Genomic DNA, 22,559 nt, shown 5'->3' with positions numbered 1-22,559 from the left:
CGTTCAATGTTAATCAATGAAATTATATCAAAAAAACAGACATAAATTCCCGTTTCTACCGAAAAAAGATCACCCTTTTAAAAGGATGATCTTTTCTAGTCATTTACACGTGTGATTTTTATGTCTTTTAAAATATCGCGAACAACATAGCTGGCTGCAATTAATCCTGCAACCGATGGAACAAATGCGTTGGAAGCGGGGGGCATTTTCGCCTTGCGGATTTCTGCGTCATCATTTCCGACCACCCGCCGTACATCTTCACGAATCACAATCGGGCTTTCATCCGAAAAAATGACCGGAATGCCTTTTTTGATGCCTTCTTTTCGTAAGCGCGTACGGATCACTTTTGCAAGTGGATCAGTATGCGTCTTGGAAATATCGGCTATTGTAAACCGGGTTGGATCCATTTTGTTGGCGGCGCCCATGCTTGAAATGATCGGGATTTCACGTTTTAAGCATTCCTTCATTAAATGAATCTTGTACGAAATGGTGTCAGACGCGTCGACAACGTAATCAAGACCATAGCTGAAAAATTCTTCATATGTTTCTTCTGTATAAAACATTTTCAGCGCGATCACTTCGCATTCCGGATTGATATCGGCAATCCGCTCTTTCATTAAATCTGCTTTTGGCTGGCCGACTGTAGATAAAAGTGCGGGCAGCTGGCGGTTAATATTTGTAATATCGATTACATCTTTATCAACCAAAATTAAACGTCCCACACCGGAACGGGCAAGTGCTTCAGCAGAAAACGAGCCGACACCGCCGATCCCGAGAACGGCAACAGTTGTATTTTTTAATAAGTTAAGGCCTTCTTGTCCAAAGGCGAGTTCATTGCGGGAAAATTGATGAAGCATATGAAAACCACTCCTGTTTTTAAACATAAAAAAAGACGGCGAATCCCAATCGTGCCGTCGTTGTAAAACATATGTTTTGAACCCGCTCTACAGCAGGTGGGTGCCCTGTTTTGGGCGTTGCAAGTCCCCGCAAAGGGCATGTGCGCAGTCCAAAAACTTAGACTCCCAAACATATAGTGTTCGGTCAAAACAGAATGTGTAACTAACGTACACATCAGGATTCGCCTCATTGGATACATATTATCATACGTTTTTTTGAAGGTCAACTAAGATCCTCTTAAATTAATCAGAAAATTAAAAATAAATCTTTTGTCTTATTTAGCGGTCTGGCTGACGCGTAAATGAAGCTCTTCCAGCTGGGCATTTGACACTTCACCTGGTGCATTTGTCAACACATCTGCAGCGCTTGCTGTTTTCGGGAACGCAATCGTATCACGCAAGTTTGTCCGACCGGCAAGCAGCATAACAAAACGGTCAAGACCGAGTGCAATACCACCATGTGGAGGCGTACCATATTCAAATGCATCCAGAAGGAAGCCGAATTGTTCTTTCGCCTGCTCCTCTGTAAATCCGAGCAGCTTGAACATTTTTTCCTGCACATCCCGTTCAAAAATACGGATCGAACCGCCGCCAAGCTCATAGCCGTTCAAAACAATATCATAGGCTTGCGCACGCACAGCACCCGGATCAGATTCCATTTTCTCTACATCTTCACGGAACGGCATTGTAAACGGATGATGCGCTGCATAATAGCGGCCTTCTTCTTCATCATACTCAAGCAATGGCCAGTCAGTCACCCAAAGGAAATTGTATTTAGACTCGTCAATCATCCCAAGCTCTTTGCCAAGCTTCATGCGAAGCGCGCCAAGTGCATCCGCAACAACCTTCTTTTTGTCAGCAACAAACATAATCAAATCGCCTGTTTTAGCGCCTGCCGTTTGGAGCATTTTCGCCTGCTCTTCTTCTGTGAAGAATTTGATGATTGGGCCTTTCATTCCGTCTTCTTCCACTTTGAGCCATGCGAGGCCTTTTGCGCCGTAAATCGCTGCAAATTCAGTTAAATGGTCAATATCTTTTCGGGAATATTTTTCGCCGCCGCCTGGTACACAAAGTGCTTTTACCTGGCCGCCGGATTCAACAACTTGAGCAAACACTTTAAAACCAGAGCCGCGGACGACATCGGCCATATCGATCAACTCAAGGCCGAAACGTGTATCCGGTTTGTCAGAACCAAAACGGTTCATTGCGTCATCGTACGTCATACGCTGGAACGCACCGTCGATTTCCACGTTTTTCACGCGCTTCATCACTTTTTTCAACATTTCTTCGGTCATTTGCATAATGTCTTCCTGACTCATAAAGCTTGTTTCAATATCGACTTGTGTAAATTCAGGCTGACGATCAGCACGCAAGTCTTCGTCACGGAAGCAGCGCGCAATTTGATAGTAGCGATCAACGCCGGATACCATTAACAGCTGCTTGAAAATTTGCGGTGATTGCGGCAGCGCATAAAATTCACCTGGATGTACGCGGCTTGGCACAAGATAGTCGCGCGCGCCTTCAGGAGTTGATTTTGTTAAAATCGGCGTTTCGACATCCAGAAAGCCGCCTTCATCCAAATAGTCGCGAATCGTTTTTGTCACGTCACTGCGCATTTTCAGCGTTTCAAACATAACCGGACGGCGAAGGTCCATATAGCGGTATTTTAAGCGGATGTCTTCGTTAACTTCCGTTCCGTCTTCGATCATAAACGGCGGTGTTTTCGCTTCGCTCAGCACGTTAATTTCTGTCACGTGTACTTCAATCGTACCCGTTGGAATATTTTCGTTCACTGTTTCCGCGTCACGCTTCACAATCGTTCCTTTTACATCGAGAACATACTCATTGCGGACTTTTTCTGCAACGGCAAGCGCCTCTGCCGAGATTTCCGGATTAAACACAATTTGCATGATGCCTGTGCGGTCACGCAAATCGATAAAAATCACACTGCCAAGGTCACGGCGGCGCTGCACCCATCCTTTTAATGATACTTCTTGTCCAATATGTTCTTCGGTCATTTCACCGTTATAAAACGTGCGTCCAAACATTTAGTTCGCCTCCATTTTTGTTTTCAAATAATTCACCAGTTCATTAAGCGGAATCTGGTCTTGAGAACCTTCTGTCATATCTTTGACGGTGATCCGGTTTTCCGCCAGCTCATCTTCACCAAGAATTGCCGTAAAGCGTGCATTTTGCCGGTCTGACGCTTTCAACTGAGCTTTCATTTTGCGGTCCTGGTAATCACGGTCCGCTGACAGGCCGGCTGTCCTCAATTCATGTACGAGCGAAACAGATTGGTCTTTCGCTGCATTGCCGAGCGCAACGATAAAGCAGTCGAGTCCTTTATCAATCGGCCATTCGACTTTTTCTGCCTCCATCGCGGCAATAAACCGCTCGATGCTGAAGGCAAAACCAATACCTGGCGATTCCGGTCCGCCAAGCTGCTGCACGAGGCCGTTGTAGCGCCCGCCGCCGCAAAGCGTTGTAATCGCACCAAACCCTTCCGCCTCGCTCATCACTTCAAACGCCGTGTGATTGTAGTAATCCAGTCCGCGGACAAGTTTTGGGTCGATCGTATATTGAATACCGACTGCATCTAAATAACCTGTTACTTTTTCAAAATACGCTTTTGATTCACCGTTTAAATAATCCAAAATCGACGGTGCTGTTTTCATCAGTTCATGATCACGGTCTTTTTTGCAGTCTAAAATCCGCAGCGGATTTTGTTTTAAACGCATTTGGCAGTCGCCGCAAAATTCGTCAATACGAGGTTCAAAGTGACGAATCAATGCTTCACGGTGCGCGATCCGGCTATCAGCATCCCCGAGTGAATTGATGACGAGATTCAGTTTCTTCAGCCCGGCCGCTTTGTAAATATCCATGACAAGTGCGATCACTTCCGCATCAATGGCCGGGTCTTCACTGCCGATCGCTTCCACACCGAACTGGACAAACTGACGGTAACGGCCTGCCTGCGGGCGTTCATAGCGGAACATCGGGCCTGTATAATACAACTTCACTGGCTGGTCCGGAATGCCGAACATTTTGTTTTCGACAAATGAACGGACCACCGCAGCTGTCCCTTCCGGACGAAGCGTCAAGCTTCGTTCGCCCTTGTCTTCGAACGTGTACATTTCTTTTTGAACAATATCCGTCGTATCACCGACGCCGCGCTTAAACAACTCGGTATGTTCAAATATCGGCGTCCGAATTTCTTTATAGTGATAACGACGGCATACGTCTTTTGCAATCGATTCAATGTACTGCCATTTTTCCGACTGGCCCGGTAAAATATCCTGCGTGCCGCGTGGAATGTTCACTGACATGATGTATTCCTCCTTTTTTTCAAAGCGCATAAAAAAACTTCCATCCCTGCAACATGCGCAGGGACGGAAGTTTTCCGCGGTACCACCCTCGTTAAAGCCGAAGCTTTCACTTTTTTTGATAACGCAATTCGCGGTTTTTCCTACGTATATTTCAGAAAAACGCCTCGGAAGTGTCTGTTCATGAAAGTGCGCCGTAAATGCTCTCAGTCTCGGCATTTTTCTCTGTCCGGCCAGTCCTTCACTACTTTTCTTCGTCTATGGCTTTAATTATGTTGTTTTAATGGGCTCATCCGTGCAACCCCGCTGAAAAAATTATAAAAAACTTTTCTCTTTATTTCAACCTAAATCTTTTGTATCGAGAATCAATGTGACTGGTCCATCATTGACAAGTGCGACATCCATCATCGCACCGAATACACCTGTTTCCACATGCACTCCTTTTTCGCGGATGAGGCGGTTGAATGTTTCATAAAGCTTTTCCGCCTGTTTGCTGGACGCCGCTTTTATAAAGTTTGGACGGCGGCCTTTTTTACAGTCACCGTATAATGTAAACTGTGAAACCGATAAAATGGCTCCGCCACGATCGAGCAGGGATTCGTTCATTTTGCCCGATTCATCTTCAAAAATGCGCAGGTGAACAATTTTTTCAGCGAGCCAAGCCGCATCTTGTTCAGTATCATCATGGGTCACGCCGACAAGCAGCACAAGCCCTGAATCAATCGCAGCTTTTACTTCTCCTGCCACTGTTACACTGGCTTTTTTGCTTCTTTGCAACACAACTTTCATCAACAGACACCTTCTATATTCAATTCATAATACGGCGGACCGAATAAATATCCGGAATTTGTTTAACTCGTTCAACGACTTTTTGCAAATGGTTCACGTTGCGTATAAAAATGGACATGTCAATCTTCGCCATTTTATTCCGATCAGAGCGTCCTGACACCGCAGATATATTTGTTTTTGTTTCGCCGACAACCTGCAGCACTTCATTAAGAAGTCCTTGCCGGTCATATCCGGAAATCTCGATATCCACAAGATATTCCTTTTGGTTGGCACCGCCGGATTCCCATTCAACCGGAATGAGACGGTTTTCCGCATCGGCATCGGCTGTCACGTTCGGGCAGTCCTCTCGGTGAACAGAGACACCGCGGCCTTTTGTAATATAGCCGACAATGTCATCTCCTGGCACCGGGTTACAGCAGCGGGACAAGCGGATTAATAAATTGTCGATGCCTTTGACCGTAACGCCTGCATTTTTCTTTTGGGCAGACGGATTTGGCGGCGCTTTTATTTCTTTTACTACTTCATGCAGCGCCGCTTCCTGATCACGCTGTTTGCGTAATTTTTCCGTCAGCCGGTTCGCAACCTGCAGTGCTGTCACACCATTATAGCCGACTGCCGCATACATGTCCTCTTCATTTAAAAAGTTGAACTTTTCAGCGACACGCTTTAAGTTTTGCTGCGTCATGACTTCTTTTACGTCAAACTCCATATTTTTAATTTCATTTTCGACCATTTCCTGACCTTTTTCAACATTTTCTTCCCGGTTTTGCTTTTTGAAAAACTGGCGGATTTTATTTTTCGCCTGGGATGTCTGCGCCATTTTAATCCAGTCCTTGCTTGGACCATACGAATGTTTCGACGTTAAAATTTCTAAAATATCGCCTGTTTTTAATTTATAGTCAAGCGTCACCATTTTGCCATTTACTTTTGCACCAATTGTTTTATTGCCGATTTCTGAATGGATTCGAAAGGCAAAATCAATCGGAACAGAACCTGCCGGCAGTTCAAGCACATCACCTTTTGGTGTGAACACAAATACCATGTCCGAAAATAAATCGATCTTTAATGACTCCATAAATTCTTCTGCATCCTGCGATTCATTTTGAAAGTCCAGAATTTCCCGGAACCAGGTCATTTTCTTTTCAAAAGACGCACTATCGTCCACCGTACGCCCTTCTTTGTACGCCCAGTGCGCTGCCACACCGAATTCCGCAATGCGATGCATGTCTTCTGTCCGAATTTGCACTTCAAGCGGATCTCCCTTTGGACCAATGACCGTCGTATGAAGCGACTGGTACATATTCGTTTTCGGCATCGCGATGTAATCTTTAAAACGGCCCGGCATCGGCTTCCAGCACGTGTGGATAATACCTAATGCTGCGTAACAGTCTTTAATGCTGTCGACGACAATACGCACTGCCAATAAGTCATATATTTCGTTAAATTGTTTGTGCTGCAGCGCCATTTTCCGGTAAATACTGTATATATGTTTCGGGCGGCCGGATATTTCTGATTCGATGTCCATATCATCCAGACGGCTCCGCATTAAATCGATCACATCGTCTAAATATTGCTCCCGCTCTTCCCGTTTCCGTTTCATTAAATTAACGATCCGGTAATATTGCTGCGGGTTTAAATAGCGAAGCGCCGTATCTTCAAGCTCCCATTTAATTTTCGACATACCAAGACGGTGGGCGAGCGGTGCGAAGATTTCCAGCGTTTCATTAGAAATACGCCGTTGTTTTTCCTGCGGCAAATGCTTTAATGTCCGCATATTGTGAAGACGGTCAGCAAGCTTAATTAAAATAACCCGAATGTCCTGCGCCATGGCAACAAACATTTTCCGATGATTTTCCGCCTGCTGTTCTTCTTTTGATTTATATTTAATTTTCCCAAGCTTGGTTACGCCGTCCACAAGCATGGCCACTTCCGCGCTAAATTCATCCGCCAAATCCTGCAGCGTAACGTCCGTATCTTCTACAACATCGTGCAGAAAGCCGGAAGCGACAGTAGCCGGGTCCATTTCAAGGTCAGCCAAAATGCCGGCAACCTGAATTGGATGAATAATGTACGGCTCGCCCGATTTGCGAAACTGGTGCTTATGCGCCTCTTTCGCATACTCAAACGCGCGCCGAACAAATTCGACATGCTCCTCGTTCAAGTAGGCACGGGTCCGGTCAATGACCTGGTCGGCGGTTAATATCTGGTCTTTCGCCATATGTTTTGTTCACCTTCGCCCTTTCCGAAAAAACTAATTGTTCTTATTATCGAAAAAAAAGCGCAGGATGTAAAGTCATCCTGCACTTTTTTTCTGAATTGGGCGATTTTTGTCGAATCAATCGTACGGAATAATCGTTAAAATATCATAACCGTCAAGTTTATCGCGTCCATTCAAATAATTTAATTCAATTAAAAAAGCAATGCCGACGACAATGCCACCAAGCTGTTCCACAAGCTTAATTGTCGCCTCAATCGTGCCGCCTGTTGCAAGAAGGTCATCTGTAATGAGGATGCGCTGCCCCGGCTTGACAGCGTCTTTATGGATCGTCAGCACGTCTTTGCCATATTCAAGACCATACTCTACTTTAATTGTTTCACGCGGCAGTTTGCCGTCTTTACGTACAGGTGCAAAACCAACACCAAGTGAATAGGCAACCGGGCAGCCGACAATAAAGCCGCGCGCTTCTGGTCCAACGATTAAATCCGCCTGCTTTTCTTTTGCATATGTGACAATTTGGTCAGTCGCATAACGAAACGCATCGCCATTGTCCATCAGCGGCGTAATATCTTTAAACTGAATGCCCGGCTTCGGCCAGTCCGGCACAATTTTAATATACTGTTTTAAATTCATTTCAATCGTTCCTCCCTATGTGCAGCAGGCTGCTTCATCCACCCGTCAAGAATCGTTTTTAATTCCCGGTAGGATGAGTACAACAGCTTTTGTTCAAGGTCAAATTGCGTCTGCTTTCGTATGTAGGCAGGCGACTCGCTTAAATCACGCTTGTCCGCTTCCTTTTGCACTTCAATCTTTCCATCGTTTAGTTTAACAAATCCAAGCTCAAAAAACACCTTTGACATAAAGCGGATCGCCCCGTATGACCAGCCTTGCTTTTTAGCCAGCAGCTCCCCGTGCTGCTTTACATCAAATGATTCTCTTTTCCACAAAAAGCCGTAGTACGATTTAAACTGGTCCCGCGTTGGCATTGCGCTAAAAAAATGGCTTTCCTTTGTGCTGAAATGAGCGTAAATACGCGCGGGCGATTTTCCGGCAAGCAGTGATTTTATCATCTGTTCGTTTTCTGGCAAATCTAGCAGAATCACATTCTTCTCATCAATCATAACGTTTTCGGCCTCTTGTTCCGTTTGTACGAATACGATGGCCGGATCTGCAGATTCTCGCCCGAAAGAAATGGCAACCTTGCCATCCGGCACGTCTTTGTACCAGCTGGACAGATTTTTTCCGCCGCGCATATCAAACAGCTGGCATTCATCTACACGCATATCGCGAAGCATGAGCTGCGGCCGGCGCATATTATTCCATTCATTAATTGATAATTCGCCAATCACAGAAATGTCTGATGTCTTGGCGACTTGATCAACATAATCGCCCATCCCAAAACCGATCCCATCAATCGTCTGGCCGTCTTGTTCAAAGGCAGCTTTTAAATGGGTTTGATTGGCGCCGATTTTTTTCATAGAGGCAATTTTTGCTTCTTGAATGACAAACAGCGGCTTCGGGTTATTCATCCCAAATGGCGCCAGCTTATTCAGCTCTTCAATGCCTTGAACAGTAATATCTGAAATTGACGCTTCTCCATCAATCTGGATGATTGGCGTAAAATCTTCCGCTGTCAACGTGTCATTTGCAATTTCAACCATACGGCGGCGCAGTTCATCGACATCATTAATCGAGAGTGTCATGCCAGCGGCCATCGGATGTCCGCCAAAATGGGGCAAAATGTCACGGCATGTCGATAAGCTTTTAAATAGATCGAATCCTTTAATGCTTCTGGCAGACCCTTTAGCGATTCCTTTTTCTGAATCAAACCCAAGCACAATGGCCGGGCGGTAAAACGTATCCGTCAGACGGGATGCGACAATGCCGACAACACCGGGATTCCATCCTTCTTTGCCAACAATAATAACCGGGTATTCGTCCGGTGGATAGTCCCGGTTAACCATCTCAATTGCTTCTTTCGCTATTTCATTCACGATCGTTTGGCGCTGCTTGTTCATCGCATCGATTTCTTCTGCAAGCATTATTGCTTCTTCCAAGTCTTCCGTCAGCATAAGTTCTGCTGCAGGACCGGCGTCGTCGAGCCGGCCGGCCGCATTAATACGCGGTCCGATCATAAATCCGACTGTTTCTTCATTAATCGATGATTGCTCCGTACCTGTTTGTTTACAAAGCGCGACAATACCCGGACGCTCTGACTGACGAAGGGCTGAGATGCCTTTTTTTGCAATCAGTCGATTTTCTCCATTTAATGGAACTAAATCAGCAATTGTTCCGATCGCTGCTAAATCGAGCAAATGCTCCGGCACTTTTCCATATAATGCATGTGCTACTTTTAACGCAACGCCCACACCTGCAAGATACCCAAACGGATACGTCCCGTCCGGATGCTTCGGGTGGATAATGGCTAACGCTTCCGGCAGCTCAGGTCCTGGTTCATGATGATCGGTAATAATTAAATCAATGCCGATTTCTTTTGCCACTTGGGCTTCATGGATACCTGAAATACCAGTATCGACGGTGATAATTAAGCCAAATCCACTTTCTTTCGCATGACGAAAAGCCGGCTCATTCGGACCATATCCTTCCGTAAACCGGTTTGGAATATAATAATCAGCGAGAACACCGTAATCACGAAGCGCTGTTAAAAGCACCGAGGTGCTGCTGACACCATCTGCATCATAATCACCAAAGACAAGAACTGCTTCCTCCTGCTCTTTCGCCTGGCGAATACGGTCGATTGCTTTATCCATGTCTTTTAATAAAAAAGGATCGTGAAACGTCACGCCTTCATCAAACAAAAAAGCACGTGCTTCTTCTTTTTCCGTGATCCCACGTCCCAATAAAAGCGATGCTGCGAGCGGGCTCGTCCCAACTTCTTCCGCAAACGCTTCACTTTTTGTGCGGTCCACTTCTTTCACGGACCAGCGCATTTTTGGTTTCAGCATAATTTCACCCCATAACGTACTCATTATACGGGTCAAATGAAGAAATGACAACAAAGAGAAAAAACCGACAGAGCTGTGAAAAATCAAACAGCCGTCGGTTTTTTGTTAGTCGCCATCCGGCGCCAGCCGGGTTGAATTAGCTGCCGGTGTCACTGCTTCTCGTTGCTCCAGCTTTAATTCATGCATTTCTTTTTTTAATTGTTCATTTAGACGAACCAGTTCCTTATTTTGGCGTTTTAGCGCCATCACCCGGAACAAACTGAACATAAAAATTGCCAGCCCACCCATCAAAACGGAAAATAAAATGACAAGAATAAGCGGCCACTGAGCAGAGCCGAAAGCGTAATTAACGGTAACCGGATCGACATTGATGACAGCAAAAAGAGCGATTATAAGCGCAAAAATCAATCCTAGAATAAGTGCTGTTTGTGTTTTCAATCTGATCCCCCCCTACGTGACTTACTTTTCCCTTTTTTCAACTCACTTCAAACATTTCTATACACTTCGTTCTTGAAATCTTTTTTCAAAAAAGGCACGATATAAAGAAAAAGAAAGCAGGAACGAGATGCAGCGCTTTTACGTAGACGTTATTCAAGGAAGAGGCAGTTATTACGATCTGGGACGCCTTGCCGGCGACAAATTAAAACAGTCGCCGCTTTTTGCTGTTCATCAAAAACGCCGTAAAAAATCCCTTCGTTCATATGATATAAACTTTCAGCAAGTAAAAAGGTATTTTTACACGTACGCTCCTGTTATGTGGGAAGAGTTTGAAGGGCTGGCCGAATCACTTGGCTGGTCGTTATATGACGTCATCCATGAATACAGCGGTTTTCAGGCGGATGATGTTAACAGCGGCTGCTCAGCGATGATGAGCGGTGGTGTTTTTGCAAGGAATTATGATTTTCATCCAAAAACATACGAAGGCCGGCTTCTTTTATGGCAGCCTGACCACGGCTACGCGTCTGTCGGCATCAGCGGTCGAATGGTCGGGCGGATTGACGGCATGAACGAAAAGGGCCTTGTCATCGGGTTTCATTTTGTGAACCGGCGCCGCGCTGAAGACGGCTTTACGTGCAGCGTGATCGCCCGTATTGTGCTTGATTCGTGTGCGACAACCGAAGAAGCGATTGCGCTCCTTTCGTCTATTCCGCACCGCCATTCCTTTAATTATTCTCTTTACGATGCATCACTGCAAAGCGCCGTTGTCGAAGCTTCGCCGCGCGGCATTCATGTATATAAGCAGACAACTGCCTGCGCCAACCACTTTGTTTCAGGTGAATTATCGGGTGAAAACCGCTACCATACGATAGAATCCAAAGAACGGCTTCATGCGCTAAAAGGTTATTCTCAAACACCAAGAAGTGCAGAAAAAGCATACGAGCTTTTTAACGATCCAGCTTATGGAATTTTCAAAAAGAAATACGGCAGCTGGGCAGGGACACTTCATACAACGGTATATGAACCAGAGTCCCTTCATGTCCTCATCGGAATTGGCGAACAAGCCCGCCCGCTGCCGGTTGATTTCGGCCGGTGGGTGAGTGGAGAACGCCTGCCCGTTACGCGTTTATTCGGTCGTATTCATTCAAAAGAATCGTTCGTTCATATGTAAACTCGCTTTCAATCAGTGCGATAGAAAAACGAAAAAAGACAGGCTTTTAGACAGCCTGTCTCTTTTTTATGCAGATTTTGATTGCTGCAGCTGGCGAACTTCATCCAGATATCGCTGCGCTTTCCCCTCATCATACTGCCCTTCCCATTTGGACAATACAATCGCTGCAAGAGAGTTCCCGACAACGTTAACCGCCGTGCGGGCCATATCGAGAATACGATCGATTCCTGCAATAAAGGCTAAACCTTCAACTGGAATTCCAACGGTTCCCAATGTCGCAAGCAGCACGACAAACGAAACACCCGGAACTCCTGCAATTCCTTTTGATGTTACCATTAACACAAGAACAAGCGACAATTGTTCTGCCATTGACAAATCAATGCCGTACATTTGCGCGATAAACAGTGCCGCAATAGCCTGGTAAAGTGTTGATCCATCGAGGTTAAATGAATAACCTGTTGGAATAACAAACGATACAATGGCTTTCGGGCAGCCGAATTTCTCCATTTTCTCAATCAATTTTGGAAGAACCGTTTCGGAACTTGACGTTGTGTACGCAAGAATCAATTCGTCCTTCAAAATTTTAAACAAGTTAAAAATGTTAACGCCGACCAGTTTTGCCGTCAGCCCGAGCACCACAAGAACAAAGAAGAACATGGCGCCGTATACAAGAATAATCAGTTTGCTAAGTGGAATAAGCGATCCCACACCGAATTTTGATACGGTCACCCCGATCAAGGCGAAAACGCCAAACGGAGCAAACTTCATAATTTGGTTTGTTATATAAAACATCGCTTCTGATGTTCCATGGAAAAACTGCAGAACCGGTTTTCCTTTTTCACCGATCGCCGCAATACCAAGACCGAACACAACGGAGAAAAAGATGATCGCGAGCATATCGCCTTCTGCAAGAGATGCGAATAAGTTAGCTGGCACTATGTTTACAAATGTTTCCGCAAACCCGTGATCCGATGTTTCTTCGCTTGTGCTTACATAACTTCCAATGTCGGTTTTGTCTAAAGAAGACATGTCAATGCCTGCACCCGGCTGAAAAATATTTCCGGCGGCGAGCCCGACTAAAATGGCAACCGTCGTAATGATTTCAAAATAAAGAAGCGTTTTGCCGCCCAGTTTCCCGAGCTTTTTCGTATCGCCTACACCAGCTACTCCCACAATGATACTTGAAATAACGATTGGGATAACGATCATTTTAATCAGATGGAGAAAAATATCACCAATCGGCTGCAAGTAATCTGCTACATGTGGATTGCCGTAAAATATTGCTCCTACTATAATACCGGCAATTAACCCAATGAGGATTTGCCACGCTAAACCAATTTTCTTCATTTAACCAACCCTTTCCTTTATTCATAAGTTACGGCTGCGTTTCCTCGGCCTATGGCCAGGAGCGGCCTGTTATTCTCTACCATTTCCCCTGTAAAATATGTCTGCTTTTTTCGAAGCAGGTCAACAGGTACACTACCATGTATAAAATTATATTTTATAACCTACAAAATCATACACCTCTCGACAAAGTGAGCGTTTTTTTTTCGAAAATAAAGCAATATTGTATTACGCGCCGCCCAATTGTATACTATTTCTCATACATTGGAACAAAAGGAGGGCTCGTGATCCTTTATTCACATCCTTTTTTAAAAAATAACCAGATGCTCATACTGTTGATGATGATTAGTGTTCCAGCAGCGGGAGAATTAAAAATTCATCCTTTTAGTGAGGCATTTCGGATCGGCCTGGGACCGCCCGTTATGTTTTTTTTCTTATTGTTTTTAAAAAAAGAATTCATTTTACGGGCCGGCTTCCTCACTGCTTCAGCTGTCATTTTATTTCGTACAGGCATTGACTTGATCATGTTCCACCATGAGAGTATTCTTCTCTCGCTTCAGCATCATTTCCCCGCATTTATTTATTATTTTTTATACGCGTACTTATTTAGCCGTCTGGGCATAAAACGCTATCGCGACCGCTCCATCGCTGTTGGGTTTAGTGTACTTAGTATCGATTTACTTTCTAATGCGGCAGAATTGTTTATCGACTACCTTCTGTTTGCCATCACTTTTTCTTTTGGCGATGTGCTGGAAATTGTTTTCATTGCACTTGCCCGCAGCTTTATCGTTCTTAGTTTTTTAAACATGCTGAAGCTGAATGAAGCACACGCCAGGGAAAAACACATAACAGAACAAAACGAACATATGCTAATGCTTGTTTCAAATTTATACGAAGAAACGGTTTATTTAAAAAAAACGCTGAATGATGCTGAAGAAGCAACCAGGGAATCCTATCAGCTGTATCGGTCCTTTAAGCAGACGGACAGCAGAGCAAGCCAGCAGGCGCTGAAATTGGCAGGCAAAATTCATGAAATTAAAAAAGACAATCAGCGGATTTTTGCGGGCCTGTCAAATGTCATTATCAATGAGAGCCCGAAAGATTTTATGAGCGTCCAGGAGCTGGTTCAATTAACGGTTCGGATCAATGAAAAATACGCTGCGTCTTTAAAAAAGACAATTACGTTTTCACTGGCTGTTTCCGGAGACCATCCTCCTTATCACGTTTACACGTTTTTATCGTTAACAAATAATCTTGTATCAAATGCGGTGGAAGCAATCGAAGAAGCCGGTTCTGTCCGAATTGAGCTTACCCGATCCCGCGGACTGATAGAACTACACGTTTTCAACAGCGGCCTGCCGATTCCAGAAAAATATAAACACATTATTTTTGATCCAGGCTTTACTACGAAATATGATAAGCAGGGGAATCCCTCAACAGGCATTGGCCTCGCCCACGTAAAAGAGCTTGTCACTAGCTTGAACGGTGATATTACCCTAGTGAATGAGCCGAATGGTGTCCTGTTTGTGATTAAACTCCCGATGCACAGGTTAATTCAGAAAGGTTGATTGCTATGCGTTTTTTTATTGTGGATGATGATGAAGCGATACGCTTCATTTTGGCGAAAATCATTGAAGATGAAGATTTGGGTGAGGTCGTCGGTGAACTAGCGGACGGGGAGCAGCTAACCGGTTCTTTTTTAAATATGAAAAAAATAGATATCCTTTTCATTGATCTGCTTATGCCGATCAAGGACGGCATTGAAACCATTCGTGATTTGATGGGGCATTACCAGGGCAAAATCATTATGATTTCTCAAGTAGAAGCGAAGGAACTTATTGGTGAAGCATATTCTCTCGGAGCGGAGTACTACGTAATGAAACCCATTAACCGGATTGAGATGATCACGGTTATCCGAAAAGTAAAGGAACGGATTCAACTGGAAAAATCGATTGAAACCATTAAAACCTCCCTTAGCAGTCTGCTGCCTGCTGATAATAGTGCGGCGCGCTCCGCACAGAATGAAAACAGCCTGGCGGATATCGGGGAATACCTCTTGTCCGAGCTCGGCCTTGTCGGGCATAACGGAGCAAAGGATCTGATGGAGATTCTTCACTTTTTATTTTCAGATGAGGAGGCATTAGCGTCGGACCAAAACTTTCCATCATTGAAAATGATTTTTGAAAAAACGATTCAAAAAAGACTTGGTTTCTCTGTTTCGGAACAAGACATCGGCAGAGAAATAAGAGCGTCTGAACAGAGGGTTCGCAGAGCTATCATTCATTCCACTGCCCATTTTGCTTCCCTCGGCCTGACAGACTATGCAAATCCCAAGTTCGAGTATTATGCGGCGAAATTTTTTGACTTTATGACCGTTCGGCAAAAAATGATCGACCTGCAGGAAAACCCGCATTCTTCTTCCACCCCTATTAAGGTGAATATGAAAAAATTTATTCAAATGTTCTTTTTTGAAGCAAAACGACTGAAAGCGGATATGAATCAACCTGTTTACTAATATAAAAGAAAAACCTGCAAACTTCTCACAATGTGTGAGTTCGTTTGCAGGTTTTTTTCAGCAGCTTATACTTGTAATTCGTCTTTATTTGTAACCTTTTCTTTATACGTAATCAATTGTCCTTTTTTCTTCAATTCTTTCTTTTTCCAAATCAGCCATAGCTGAGAAGCGATAAAGATGGAAGAATAAGCGCCGCCAATCAGGCCGACGAGAAGCGCAATCGAGAAGTTTAAAATCGATGAGCTTCCTAACACAATAAGGGCCAGCACAGCGATGACCACGGTTAAAACGGTGTTAATCGAACGCGCCAATGTTTGACGGATGCTTTTGTTTACAATAACGTCGAGCTGTTCCGGTGCCGTGATTTTTTTCGCTTTCAACATATTTTCCCGAACACGGTCAAATGTCACAATCGTATCATTAATGGAATAGCCCACAATCGTGAGGACGGCTGCGATAAAGGTGATGTCCACTTCAAGACGCGTCAAGCTGAAAAAGGCAATAATGAAAAAGACATCATGCAGCAGGGCGAGTACAGCTGCAACGCCCATGTAAAGCTCAAAACGGAAAGCGACGTAAAGAATAATCCCTACTGCTGCAACCGCCAAAGCTATAACAGCATTTTTTGCTAACTCTTTTCCGACCACTGGTGATACGGTACTAATATTCGGTTCTGCACCGAACGTTTCATTTAAGCTTGTTTTTATTTCCGCAATTTCCTGCTGCGTTAACGCTTCATCAAACCGGGCAGACGCCATATTTTGATTATCCCCGCCAAGCGTCGCGTTTACATTATATCCCAGCTTGTCCAGCTCTGCTTCCACAGCCTGCTCGGTTAATGGCTCGTCAGACAACAATTCCAGCCTGGAACCACTTGAAAAATCAATTCCCAAGTTTAAACGGAAAACAGCAAGGACGATCATGCCTGCTATAATCGCAATAGCCGAAAGGGCAAACAATTTTTTATGAGGCTTGACAAAATCAAGCTTATCGAATTTGGTTGGCAAGTCGAGTGCGTCGTATCCTTCGCTGATCGGATAAATAGCTGATTTTTTCACGCCGAACCAGCCTGGCTTATTGTTGAGCCAATTGCTTTTCACGAGCAGGCTCATTAACACTCTTGCTCCCCAGATAGCGGTAATAAAGCTGACAAGAATACTGATAATAAGCGTTGTCGCAAACCCTTTAACAGAGCTTGTTCCAAAATAAAACAATACCCCTCCCGCTAAAAGGGTTGTTAAGTTCGCATCCACTACTGTAAGGAACGCATTGCTGCTTCCTGTTTTAAAAGCAGATTTAATAGAGCGGCCAATTTTAATTTCTTCCCGAATCCGTTCAGCCGTAATGATATTGGCATCTACCGCCATCCCGACTCCAAGAATAAGAGCGGCAATACCCGGAAGTGTCATAACCGCATTAATTAAATCGAAAGCAAGGAGTGTCAAATAAAGAAATACCGATAACGTAATAACGGCAATAATTCCTGGAAGTCGATAATAGAAAATGATGAATAAAAAGATGATGGCGATTCCGACAATGCCGGCAAGCACCGTTTCATTCAATGCTTTTTCTCCAAATTGAGCGCCGACCGATGTTGAATAAATCTCATTCAATTTGACCGGTAATGCACCCGCATCTAGTAAAGCCGCAAGTTCCTGGGCTTCTTCTACTGTGAAATCACCTTGAATTGTCACATCTGTCGTATTGAATACTTCATCGACATTTGGTGCGGATAAAAATTTTGGATTTTCTTTTTGCGCTTCTTTCGCAAATGAATCGACGCCTTCTTCAAAATCAAGCCAAATGACTAATTGATTGTTTGGCGTCATCGCGACAATTTTTTCCGTCACTTCTTTAAATTTGCTGCTGTCCTTTAATTTAACCGCTACATTTGGCTCGCCTGTTTCTGTAAAGGACTGTTCAGCTCCTCCTTCAACAAGGTCGCTGCCATCCATCATCAAGTTATCATTAATATCACGGAAAGATAAATTTGCTTGTGTTGAAAGCATGCTGCGCGCCTGTTCCTGGTCTTCAACACCAGCAAGCTGAACACGAATCCGGTTTCCTTCTTCCACCTGAATACTCGGTTCACTGACGCCAAGGGCATTGATCCGTTTATCAAGTGCCTCAGCGGTATCCGCTACGACACTCTCTGTTATTTTCTGCCCTTCTTTTGCAGGCTCTACTTCATACAACACTTCAAAACCGCCCTGCAAATCAAGACCGAGCTTAATATTTTTGACGATATCGTTCGCAGTGACGCCCATAGCGCCAAATAACATGGCCACCACAAGCAAAAAAGCGACGATCCGGCTCCGTTTTACCATTCTTCATTCCCACTCCTTATTGTATGTAAAAAAACAAGTTGATAAAAAAAATTCCGGTAACGAATACCAGAATTCCTCAGCAATCTTCATTATGAATGAGAAAAAACAGACTGTCAATTTACTCACGGTCTTTACGGGAATCAAATAAAAAGGCCATTTCTTTATTTGATAAAGGTTCCCCCCATTCGGGCGTCTTGAACGCTGTGATCTGCATGTAATTCATATACTCGCCTGGCTTGACGGATAAAATATCCCCGACCAAACGTGATAAAGGCCGTTCTTCATCGATTTTTTTCCACTTTTTATTCAGTAGATAAAGCCAAAGTGTTTCGATTTCTGCCGTCCGGTAATTAAGCAGCCGGAATTCTTCCACTTTGCTGACCAATGCTGGCAATAGCTTACCGTAATACACGTCATATGGATGCTTTCCCATCATGAATGCCCCCTGTCATGCTCGTCCATCTTTGTACATATATCTCATTATACAATATTTTCTTCACAATTACTTTTTCGGAAAAGGCGGTGGCAGATTGTCATCATTTATAAAAGGAACGATGTGGCTCGCGGGCGCCATTTTTCTTGTGAAAATTCTCGGCTTTGTGAACCGAATGGTCATTGCCCGATTAATCGGTGAAGAAGGGATCGGCTTGTATATGGCCGTTTTCCCGGCATTTATTTTGACCGTAACAGCTGTTCAGTTCGGTTTGCCGGTCGCCGTTACCCGGAGTGTTGCTGCAGCAAAAAATGATGCGCAGCGGAAACATATTTTGTATACATCTCTTTTCATTACCTTTTCTTTAGCCGCCGTTTTAACACCCGTTTTTTGTCTGCTTGCCCCTTACTTGGCGGAAACCCTTTTTCATGACAAACGGGCTGTTTTATCGCTTTATGCAATTGCTCCTTCTGTGCCCATTATTGCGGTTTCTTCCATTATTCGTGGTTATTTTCACGGGAAAATGAATATGAAGCCTGCGGCACTTTCCCAGCTTATTGAACAGATTGTGAGAATCGGGCTGATCATCCTGACTGGACGAATGCTGTTGCCGCATGGAATTGAATATGCAGCGGCTGGTGCAATGGCGGCGGCTTCCGCTGGTGAACTCGTCTCGCTGCTTTACCTTCTTGCTGCGTTTCGTTTAGAATGGCGAAAAGTCCGCCAGTGGCCCGGCAGACGGACAAGCCGTTCTCTTTTTGGAGAAATGGCGGAAACGGCTCTTCCCGCTGTCGGCAGCCGGCTGATAGGTTCAGGCGCCTGGTTTCTTGAGCCTATTGTTGTCGTAAAAAGTTTGGCGATCGCAGGGCTTGCTTCGAACGAGGCTATGAAAGAATACGGCGTGTTAACCGGCTACGCACTGCCGCTTATGTTTTTGCCATCCTTTTTAACAATGGCACTCTCGTCGTCACTTGTCCCGGATATTAGTGAATCATTCAGCAAAAAAAAGTTCAGCAGCGTGGCCTGGCGCGTAAATGAATCGATCCGCTTTTGCTTGTTTTCAGGCGGCTTTGCGGTAGTGGTGCTGTTTTTATTTTCTGAGCCTTTAATGCTCGTCATGTATCATACGAAAAAAGGAGCCGATTTAATTCAGCTCATGGCACCGTTCTTTCTTTTATATTATTGCCAAGGACCGCTGCAGGCTGTTTTGCAGGCGCTGAATTTATCCCGCGCGGCTATGCTGAATAGTTTTTATGGGGCAGCGGTGAAGCTTTTCATTATTTTTCTTTTATCCAGCCAGTCATCATTCGGCATTCGCGGCACTGCCATTGCCATAGCAGCAAGCATCGTACTCGTCACTCTTCTTCATACAGCATCCATGCTTAAATCTGTTCCCTTTTCTCTTCAGTACGGCCTTTATGCAAAAATCGTTTTGCTGCTTGCTTTTACGTATTTAGGGGCACACGCTTTTTTGCCTTTTTTAACACAAAATACGTTTCTCTATTTAGGAGGAGGCATAATGGGCTGCTTGATCGTCTATTTGTTTGGCGCTGTAGTTCTCGGTATTTTTAAAAAGCAGGATATTACAATGGTTTTATTTTGGCGCACGTAAAAAAGCCCGGAAAAGAGCTCCGGGCTTTTTGTCTTACAGTGTACCTTTATCGACAACGTCACGTACCGCAGAGCGGTCAAACGTTAGACGTGTGCCATCGCCAACAATGATCGTGATGGTCGTTTCATCGGATGATTCAATCATGCCGTGAAGACCGCCGATCGTGACGATTTTATCACCTTTTTGCAAATTAGTTTGCATTTCCATCACCGTACGCTGACGCTTTCGCTGTGGACGAATCAACAGAAAATAAAAAAGCGCGAACATGACGATTAAAGGGAGAAATTGTGCTAAAGCTTCCATTCTTATTCTTCACTCCTTTCCAAAAACAGAACAACGTCAAAAGTTTTTTGCATCCGGACGGTTGAACCCGTATTGCTCAAAGAACTCCTCTCGGAAATCACCAAGCCGGTCCTCTCGGATCGCTTGACGTACGTTTTCCATTAAGTTTATCAGAAAATGAAGGTTATGGTAAGTCGTAAGTCGAATTCCGAACGTTTCATTGCAATGAAGCAAGTGGCGAATGTAGGCGCGTGAATAGTTTTTGCACGTATAGCAGTCACAGTTCGGGTCAAGCGGGCTAAAATCACGCGCATACTTCGCGTTCCTCACAACAAGTCTGCCTTCACTTGTCATTAATGTTCCGTTTCGGGCAATTCGTGTCGGCAGCACGCAGTCAAACATGTCAATTCCGCGCATCGCTCCATCAATTAAGGAATCCGGTGACCCGACGCCCATTAAGTAGCGAGGCTTATCTGCCGGCAAGTGCGGCGTCGTAAAGTCAAGTACACGGTTCATGACGTCTTTCGGCTCTCCAACTGACAAGCCGCCAATCGCGTAGCCGGGGAAGTCAAGCGAAACGAGATCCCGGGCGCTTTGTTTGCGAAGCTCTTCGTATTCGCCGCCTTGCACGATGCCAAACAGCCCCTGGTCGTTCGGGCGCTTATGCGCGGTCAAACAGCGCTCCGCCCAGCGTGACGTCCGTTCGACTGACTTTTTCATGTAATCATACTCCGCAGGATACGGCGGGCACTCGTCAAAGGCCATCATAATATCCGAGCCGAGCGCATTTTGAATATCCATCGCTTTTTCCGGCGATAAAAATAATTTATCCCCGTTAATATGGTTTCGGAAATGAACGCCTTCTTCTTCAATTTTCCGGAATTCGCTTAGTGAAAACACTTGAAATCCGCCGGAATCGGTCAAAATGGCACCATCCCAGTTCATAAATTTGTGAAGACCGCCTGCTTCCTTGACAATATCATGACCAGGACGAAGCCAAAGATGGTATGTGTTGCTAAGCAAAATATTTGCACCCATCGCTTTAATATCTTCCGGTGCCATCGTTTTAACGGTTGCGAGCGTTCCAACCGGCATAAATACTGGTGTTTCAAAGCTGCCGTGCGGCGTATGGACACGGCCTAGACGAGCTCCTGTCTGTTTACACGCTTTAATGAATTCATATTTAATGGCTGTCATGCGTTTTGCCACCTTTCACATCGATAATAAGCATCGCGTCCCCAAAGCTGAAAAAGCGATACTGTTCCTTTACTGCTTCTGCATATGCCGTCATCACTTGATTTTGTCCGGCAAGCGCACTGATTAACATAATCAGTGTGGATTTTGGCAGATGAAAATTCGTAATCATGCCATCGATCGCTTTGAATTCAAACCCCGGATAAATAAAAATATCTGTCCAGCCGCTTGATTCTTTTACTACTCCATAGTCACGCGCTGCAGTTTCAAGCGTCCGGACAGATGTTGTACCGACCGCAATGACACGTCCGCCCTGTTTTTTTGTTTCCCGAATCGCTTCTTCTGTTTGCGCGGAAATTGTATAGTATTCCGCATGCATGTCATGGTCTTCGATCGAATCAACGGATACCGGCCGAAACGTTCCAAGACCGACATGAAGCGTAATAAACTCGATCCGCACACCACGCTCTTTTAACTGGGCTAAAAGCTGCTTGGTAAAATGAAGCCCGGCTGTCGGTGCGGCAGCTGATCCGCGCTCTTTTGCGTATACAGTCTGATAGCGGTCTTTTTCGTCAAGCTGCTCTTTAATATAGGGGGGCAGCGGCATTTCACCAAGCTCATCAAGTACTTCATAAAAAATACCGTCATATTCAAACCGGAGCATGCGCCCCCCTTGTTCTTTTTCTCCCGTACAAACCGCTTTAAGCTTTCCATCCCCAAATGAAATAATACTGCCTTCTTTAATACGCTTCGCCGGCTTGACAAGTGTTTCCCATACATCCGTTTCATCTTGCTTTAAAAGCAAGACTTCGATGTTAGCGCCTGTTTCTTCTTTAATCCCATGCAAACGCGCAGGCAATACTTTCGTATCGTTTAAGATAAGCAAGTCGCCTGATTTTAAATAGTCTGCCACATTTTTGAATGTCTCATGAGCAAGTCGGCCAGTCTGTTTATCGAGCACCATCATGCGGCTTTCTGCCCGCTCTTTTAATGGCGTCTGGGCAATTAATTCTTCTGGCAGCTCAAAATCAAAATCTTCTACTTTCATCGA

At 44.7% G+C, this 22,559-nt stretch carries 18 protein-coding genes, 1 other RNA gene and 1 other annotated feature; of the genes, 4 read left to right on the top strand and 15 right to left on the bottom strand.

The window, feature by feature from the left end; genetic code table 11:
- Positions 1–95: 95 nt before the first annotated feature.
- The 9 genes from VQ00_RS03700 to VQ00_RS03665 all read right to left on the bottom strand — a co-directional run bounded on the left by VQ00_RS03700 (position 96) and on the right by VQ00_RS03665 (position 10,630).
- On the bottom strand, positions 96–857 hold the full coding sequence (locus tag VQ00_RS03700) for a tRNA threonylcarbamoyladenosine dehydratase (protein ID WP_046178711.1): 762 nt from the start codon (positions 855–857) through the stop codon (positions 96–98).
- Between the two features lie 38 nt (positions 858–895).
- A non-coding RNA gene (gene ssrS / locus VQ00_RS17955) (6S RNA) lies at positions 896–1,081 on the bottom strand.
- Between the two features lie 90 nt (positions 1,082–1,171).
- Complete coding sequence (gene aspS / locus VQ00_RS03695) at positions 1,172–2,944, bottom strand: aspartate--tRNA ligase (RefSeq protein WP_046178710.1); 1,773 nt, start codon at positions 2,942–2,944, stop codon at positions 1,172–1,174.
- A complete protein-coding gene (hisS, locus tag VQ00_RS03690) occupies positions 2,945–4,222 on the bottom strand; it encodes a histidine--tRNA ligase (protein ID WP_046178709.1) in 1,278 nt (425 codons plus the stop codon).
- Positions 4,223–4,278: 56 nt separating this feature from the next.
- Positions 4,279–4,489, bottom strand: a binding site (T-box leader).
- 69 nt (positions 4,490–4,558) lie between these two features.
- Positions 4,559–5,008 (bottom strand): D-aminoacyl-tRNA deacylase, encoded by a 450-nt coding sequence (gene dtd / locus VQ00_RS03685; RefSeq protein WP_046178708.1) that lies wholly within the window; start codon positions 5,006–5,008, stop codon positions 4,559–4,561.
- A gap of 19 nt (positions 5,009–5,027) precedes the next feature.
- Positions 5,028–7,226, bottom strand: coding sequence for a RelA/SpoT family protein (locus tag VQ00_RS03680; RefSeq protein ID WP_046178707.1), 2,199 nt, complete (start codon positions 7,224–7,226; stop codon positions 5,028–5,030).
- Positions 7,227–7,343: 117 nt separating this feature from the next.
- Complete coding sequence (locus VQ00_RS03675) at positions 7,344–7,859, bottom strand: adenine phosphoribosyltransferase (RefSeq protein ID WP_046178706.1); 516 nt, start codon at positions 7,857–7,859, stop codon at positions 7,344–7,346.
- Positions 7,856–10,192: a single-stranded-DNA-specific exonuclease RecJ gene (recJ, locus tag VQ00_RS03670; protein ID WP_046178705.1), complete on the bottom strand. Its 2,337-nt coding sequence runs from the start codon at positions 10,190–10,192 to the stop codon at positions 7,856–7,858. The genes VQ00_RS03675 and recJ overlap by 4 nt, the downstream gene beginning before the upstream one ends.
- Before the next feature lie 105 nt (positions 10,193–10,297).
- Positions 10,298–10,630, bottom strand: coding sequence for a LapA family protein (locus VQ00_RS03665; RefSeq protein WP_046178704.1), 333 nt, complete (start codon positions 10,628–10,630; stop codon positions 10,298–10,300).
- 127 nt (positions 10,631–10,757) lie between these two features.
- Between VQ00_RS03665 and VQ00_RS03660 the strand changes: the two genes are divergently transcribed.
- Positions 10,758–11,801, top strand: coding sequence for a C45 family autoproteolytic acyltransferase/hydrolase (locus VQ00_RS03660; RefSeq protein ID WP_046178703.1), 1,044 nt, complete (start codon positions 10,758–10,760; stop codon positions 11,799–11,801).
- A gap of 66 nt (positions 11,802–11,867) precedes the next feature.
- On the opposite strand, the gene VQ00_RS03655 is transcribed toward VQ00_RS03660, so the two are convergent.
- Positions 11,868–13,148 (bottom strand): cation:dicarboxylate symporter family transporter, encoded by a 1,281-nt coding sequence (locus VQ00_RS03655; RefSeq protein WP_046178702.1) that lies wholly within the window; start codon positions 13,146–13,148, stop codon positions 11,868–11,870.
- Positions 13,149–13,429: 281 nt separating this feature from the next.
- On the opposite strand from VQ00_RS03655, the gene VQ00_RS03650 reads away from it, so the two are divergent.
- The gene (locus tag VQ00_RS03650; protein WP_245618006.1) at positions 13,430–14,713 is read left to right on the top strand and encodes a sensor histidine kinase; all 1,284 of its coding nucleotides are present in this window, start codon (positions 13,430–13,432) and stop codon (positions 14,711–14,713) included.
- A 5-nt stretch (positions 14,714–14,718) separates the two neighbouring features.
- Complete coding sequence (locus tag VQ00_RS03645; RefSeq protein ID WP_046178701.1) at positions 14,719–15,660, top strand: response regulator; 942 nt, start codon at positions 14,719–14,721, stop codon at positions 15,658–15,660.
- 65 nt (positions 15,661–15,725) lie between these two features.
- On the opposite strand, the gene secDF is transcribed toward VQ00_RS03645, so the two are convergent.
- Both secDF and VQ00_RS03635 read right to left on the bottom strand, forming a co-directional pair.
- Positions 15,726–17,987, bottom strand: coding sequence for a protein translocase subunit SecDF (gene secDF / locus VQ00_RS03640; RefSeq protein WP_046178700.1), 2,262 nt, complete (start codon positions 17,985–17,987; stop codon positions 15,726–15,728).
- A gap of 118 nt (positions 17,988–18,105) precedes the next feature.
- Positions 18,106–18,423 carry a post-transcriptional regulator gene (locus tag VQ00_RS03635; RefSeq protein WP_375143364.1) on the bottom strand — a complete coding sequence of 106 codons (318 nt, stop codon included), beginning with the start codon at positions 18,421–18,423 and terminating at the stop codon, positions 18,106–18,108.
- A 94-nt stretch (positions 18,424–18,517) separates the two neighbouring features.
- Between VQ00_RS03635 and spoVB the strand changes: the two genes are divergently transcribed.
- The gene (gene spoVB / locus VQ00_RS03630) at positions 18,518–20,032 is read left to right on the top strand and encodes a stage V sporulation protein B (protein WP_046178698.1); all 1,515 of its coding nucleotides are present in this window, start codon (positions 18,518–18,520) and stop codon (positions 20,030–20,032) included.
- Positions 20,033–20,065: 33 nt separating this feature from the next.
- Here spoVB and yajC read toward each other — a convergent pair whose 3' ends face one another.
- Genes yajC through queA form a run of 3 tightly spaced genes read right to left on the bottom strand, consistent with a single transcriptional unit; the run spans position 20,066 to position 22,556 of the window.
- A complete protein-coding gene (gene yajC / locus VQ00_RS03625; RefSeq protein ID WP_046178697.1) occupies positions 20,066–20,335 on the bottom strand; it encodes a preprotein translocase subunit YajC in 270 nt (89 codons plus the stop codon).
- 36 nt (positions 20,336–20,371) lie between these two features.
- The gene (gene tgt, locus VQ00_RS03620) at positions 20,372–21,511 is read right to left on the bottom strand and encodes a tRNA guanosine(34) transglycosylase Tgt (protein ID WP_046178696.1); all 1,140 of its coding nucleotides are present in this window, start codon (positions 21,509–21,511) and stop codon (positions 20,372–20,374) included.
- Positions 21,498–22,556 carry a tRNA preQ1(34) S-adenosylmethionine ribosyltransferase-isomerase QueA gene (gene queA, locus VQ00_RS03615; RefSeq protein WP_046178695.1) on the bottom strand — a complete coding sequence of 353 codons (1,059 nt, stop codon included), beginning with the start codon at positions 22,554–22,556 and terminating at the stop codon, positions 21,498–21,500. Before queA ends, tgt begins: the two co-directional genes overlap by 14 nt.
- Positions 22,557–22,559 lie beyond the last annotated feature (3 nt).

This window comes from Domibacillus tundrae, assembly GCF_000970675.1.
Taxonomy (GTDB): domain Bacteria; phylum Bacillota; class Bacilli; order Bacillales; family Domibacillaceae; genus Domibacillus; species Domibacillus tundrae.
The sequence above is the reverse complement of the archived record's forward strand: the minus strand, read 5'-3'. Positions and strand labels throughout refer to the sequence as shown.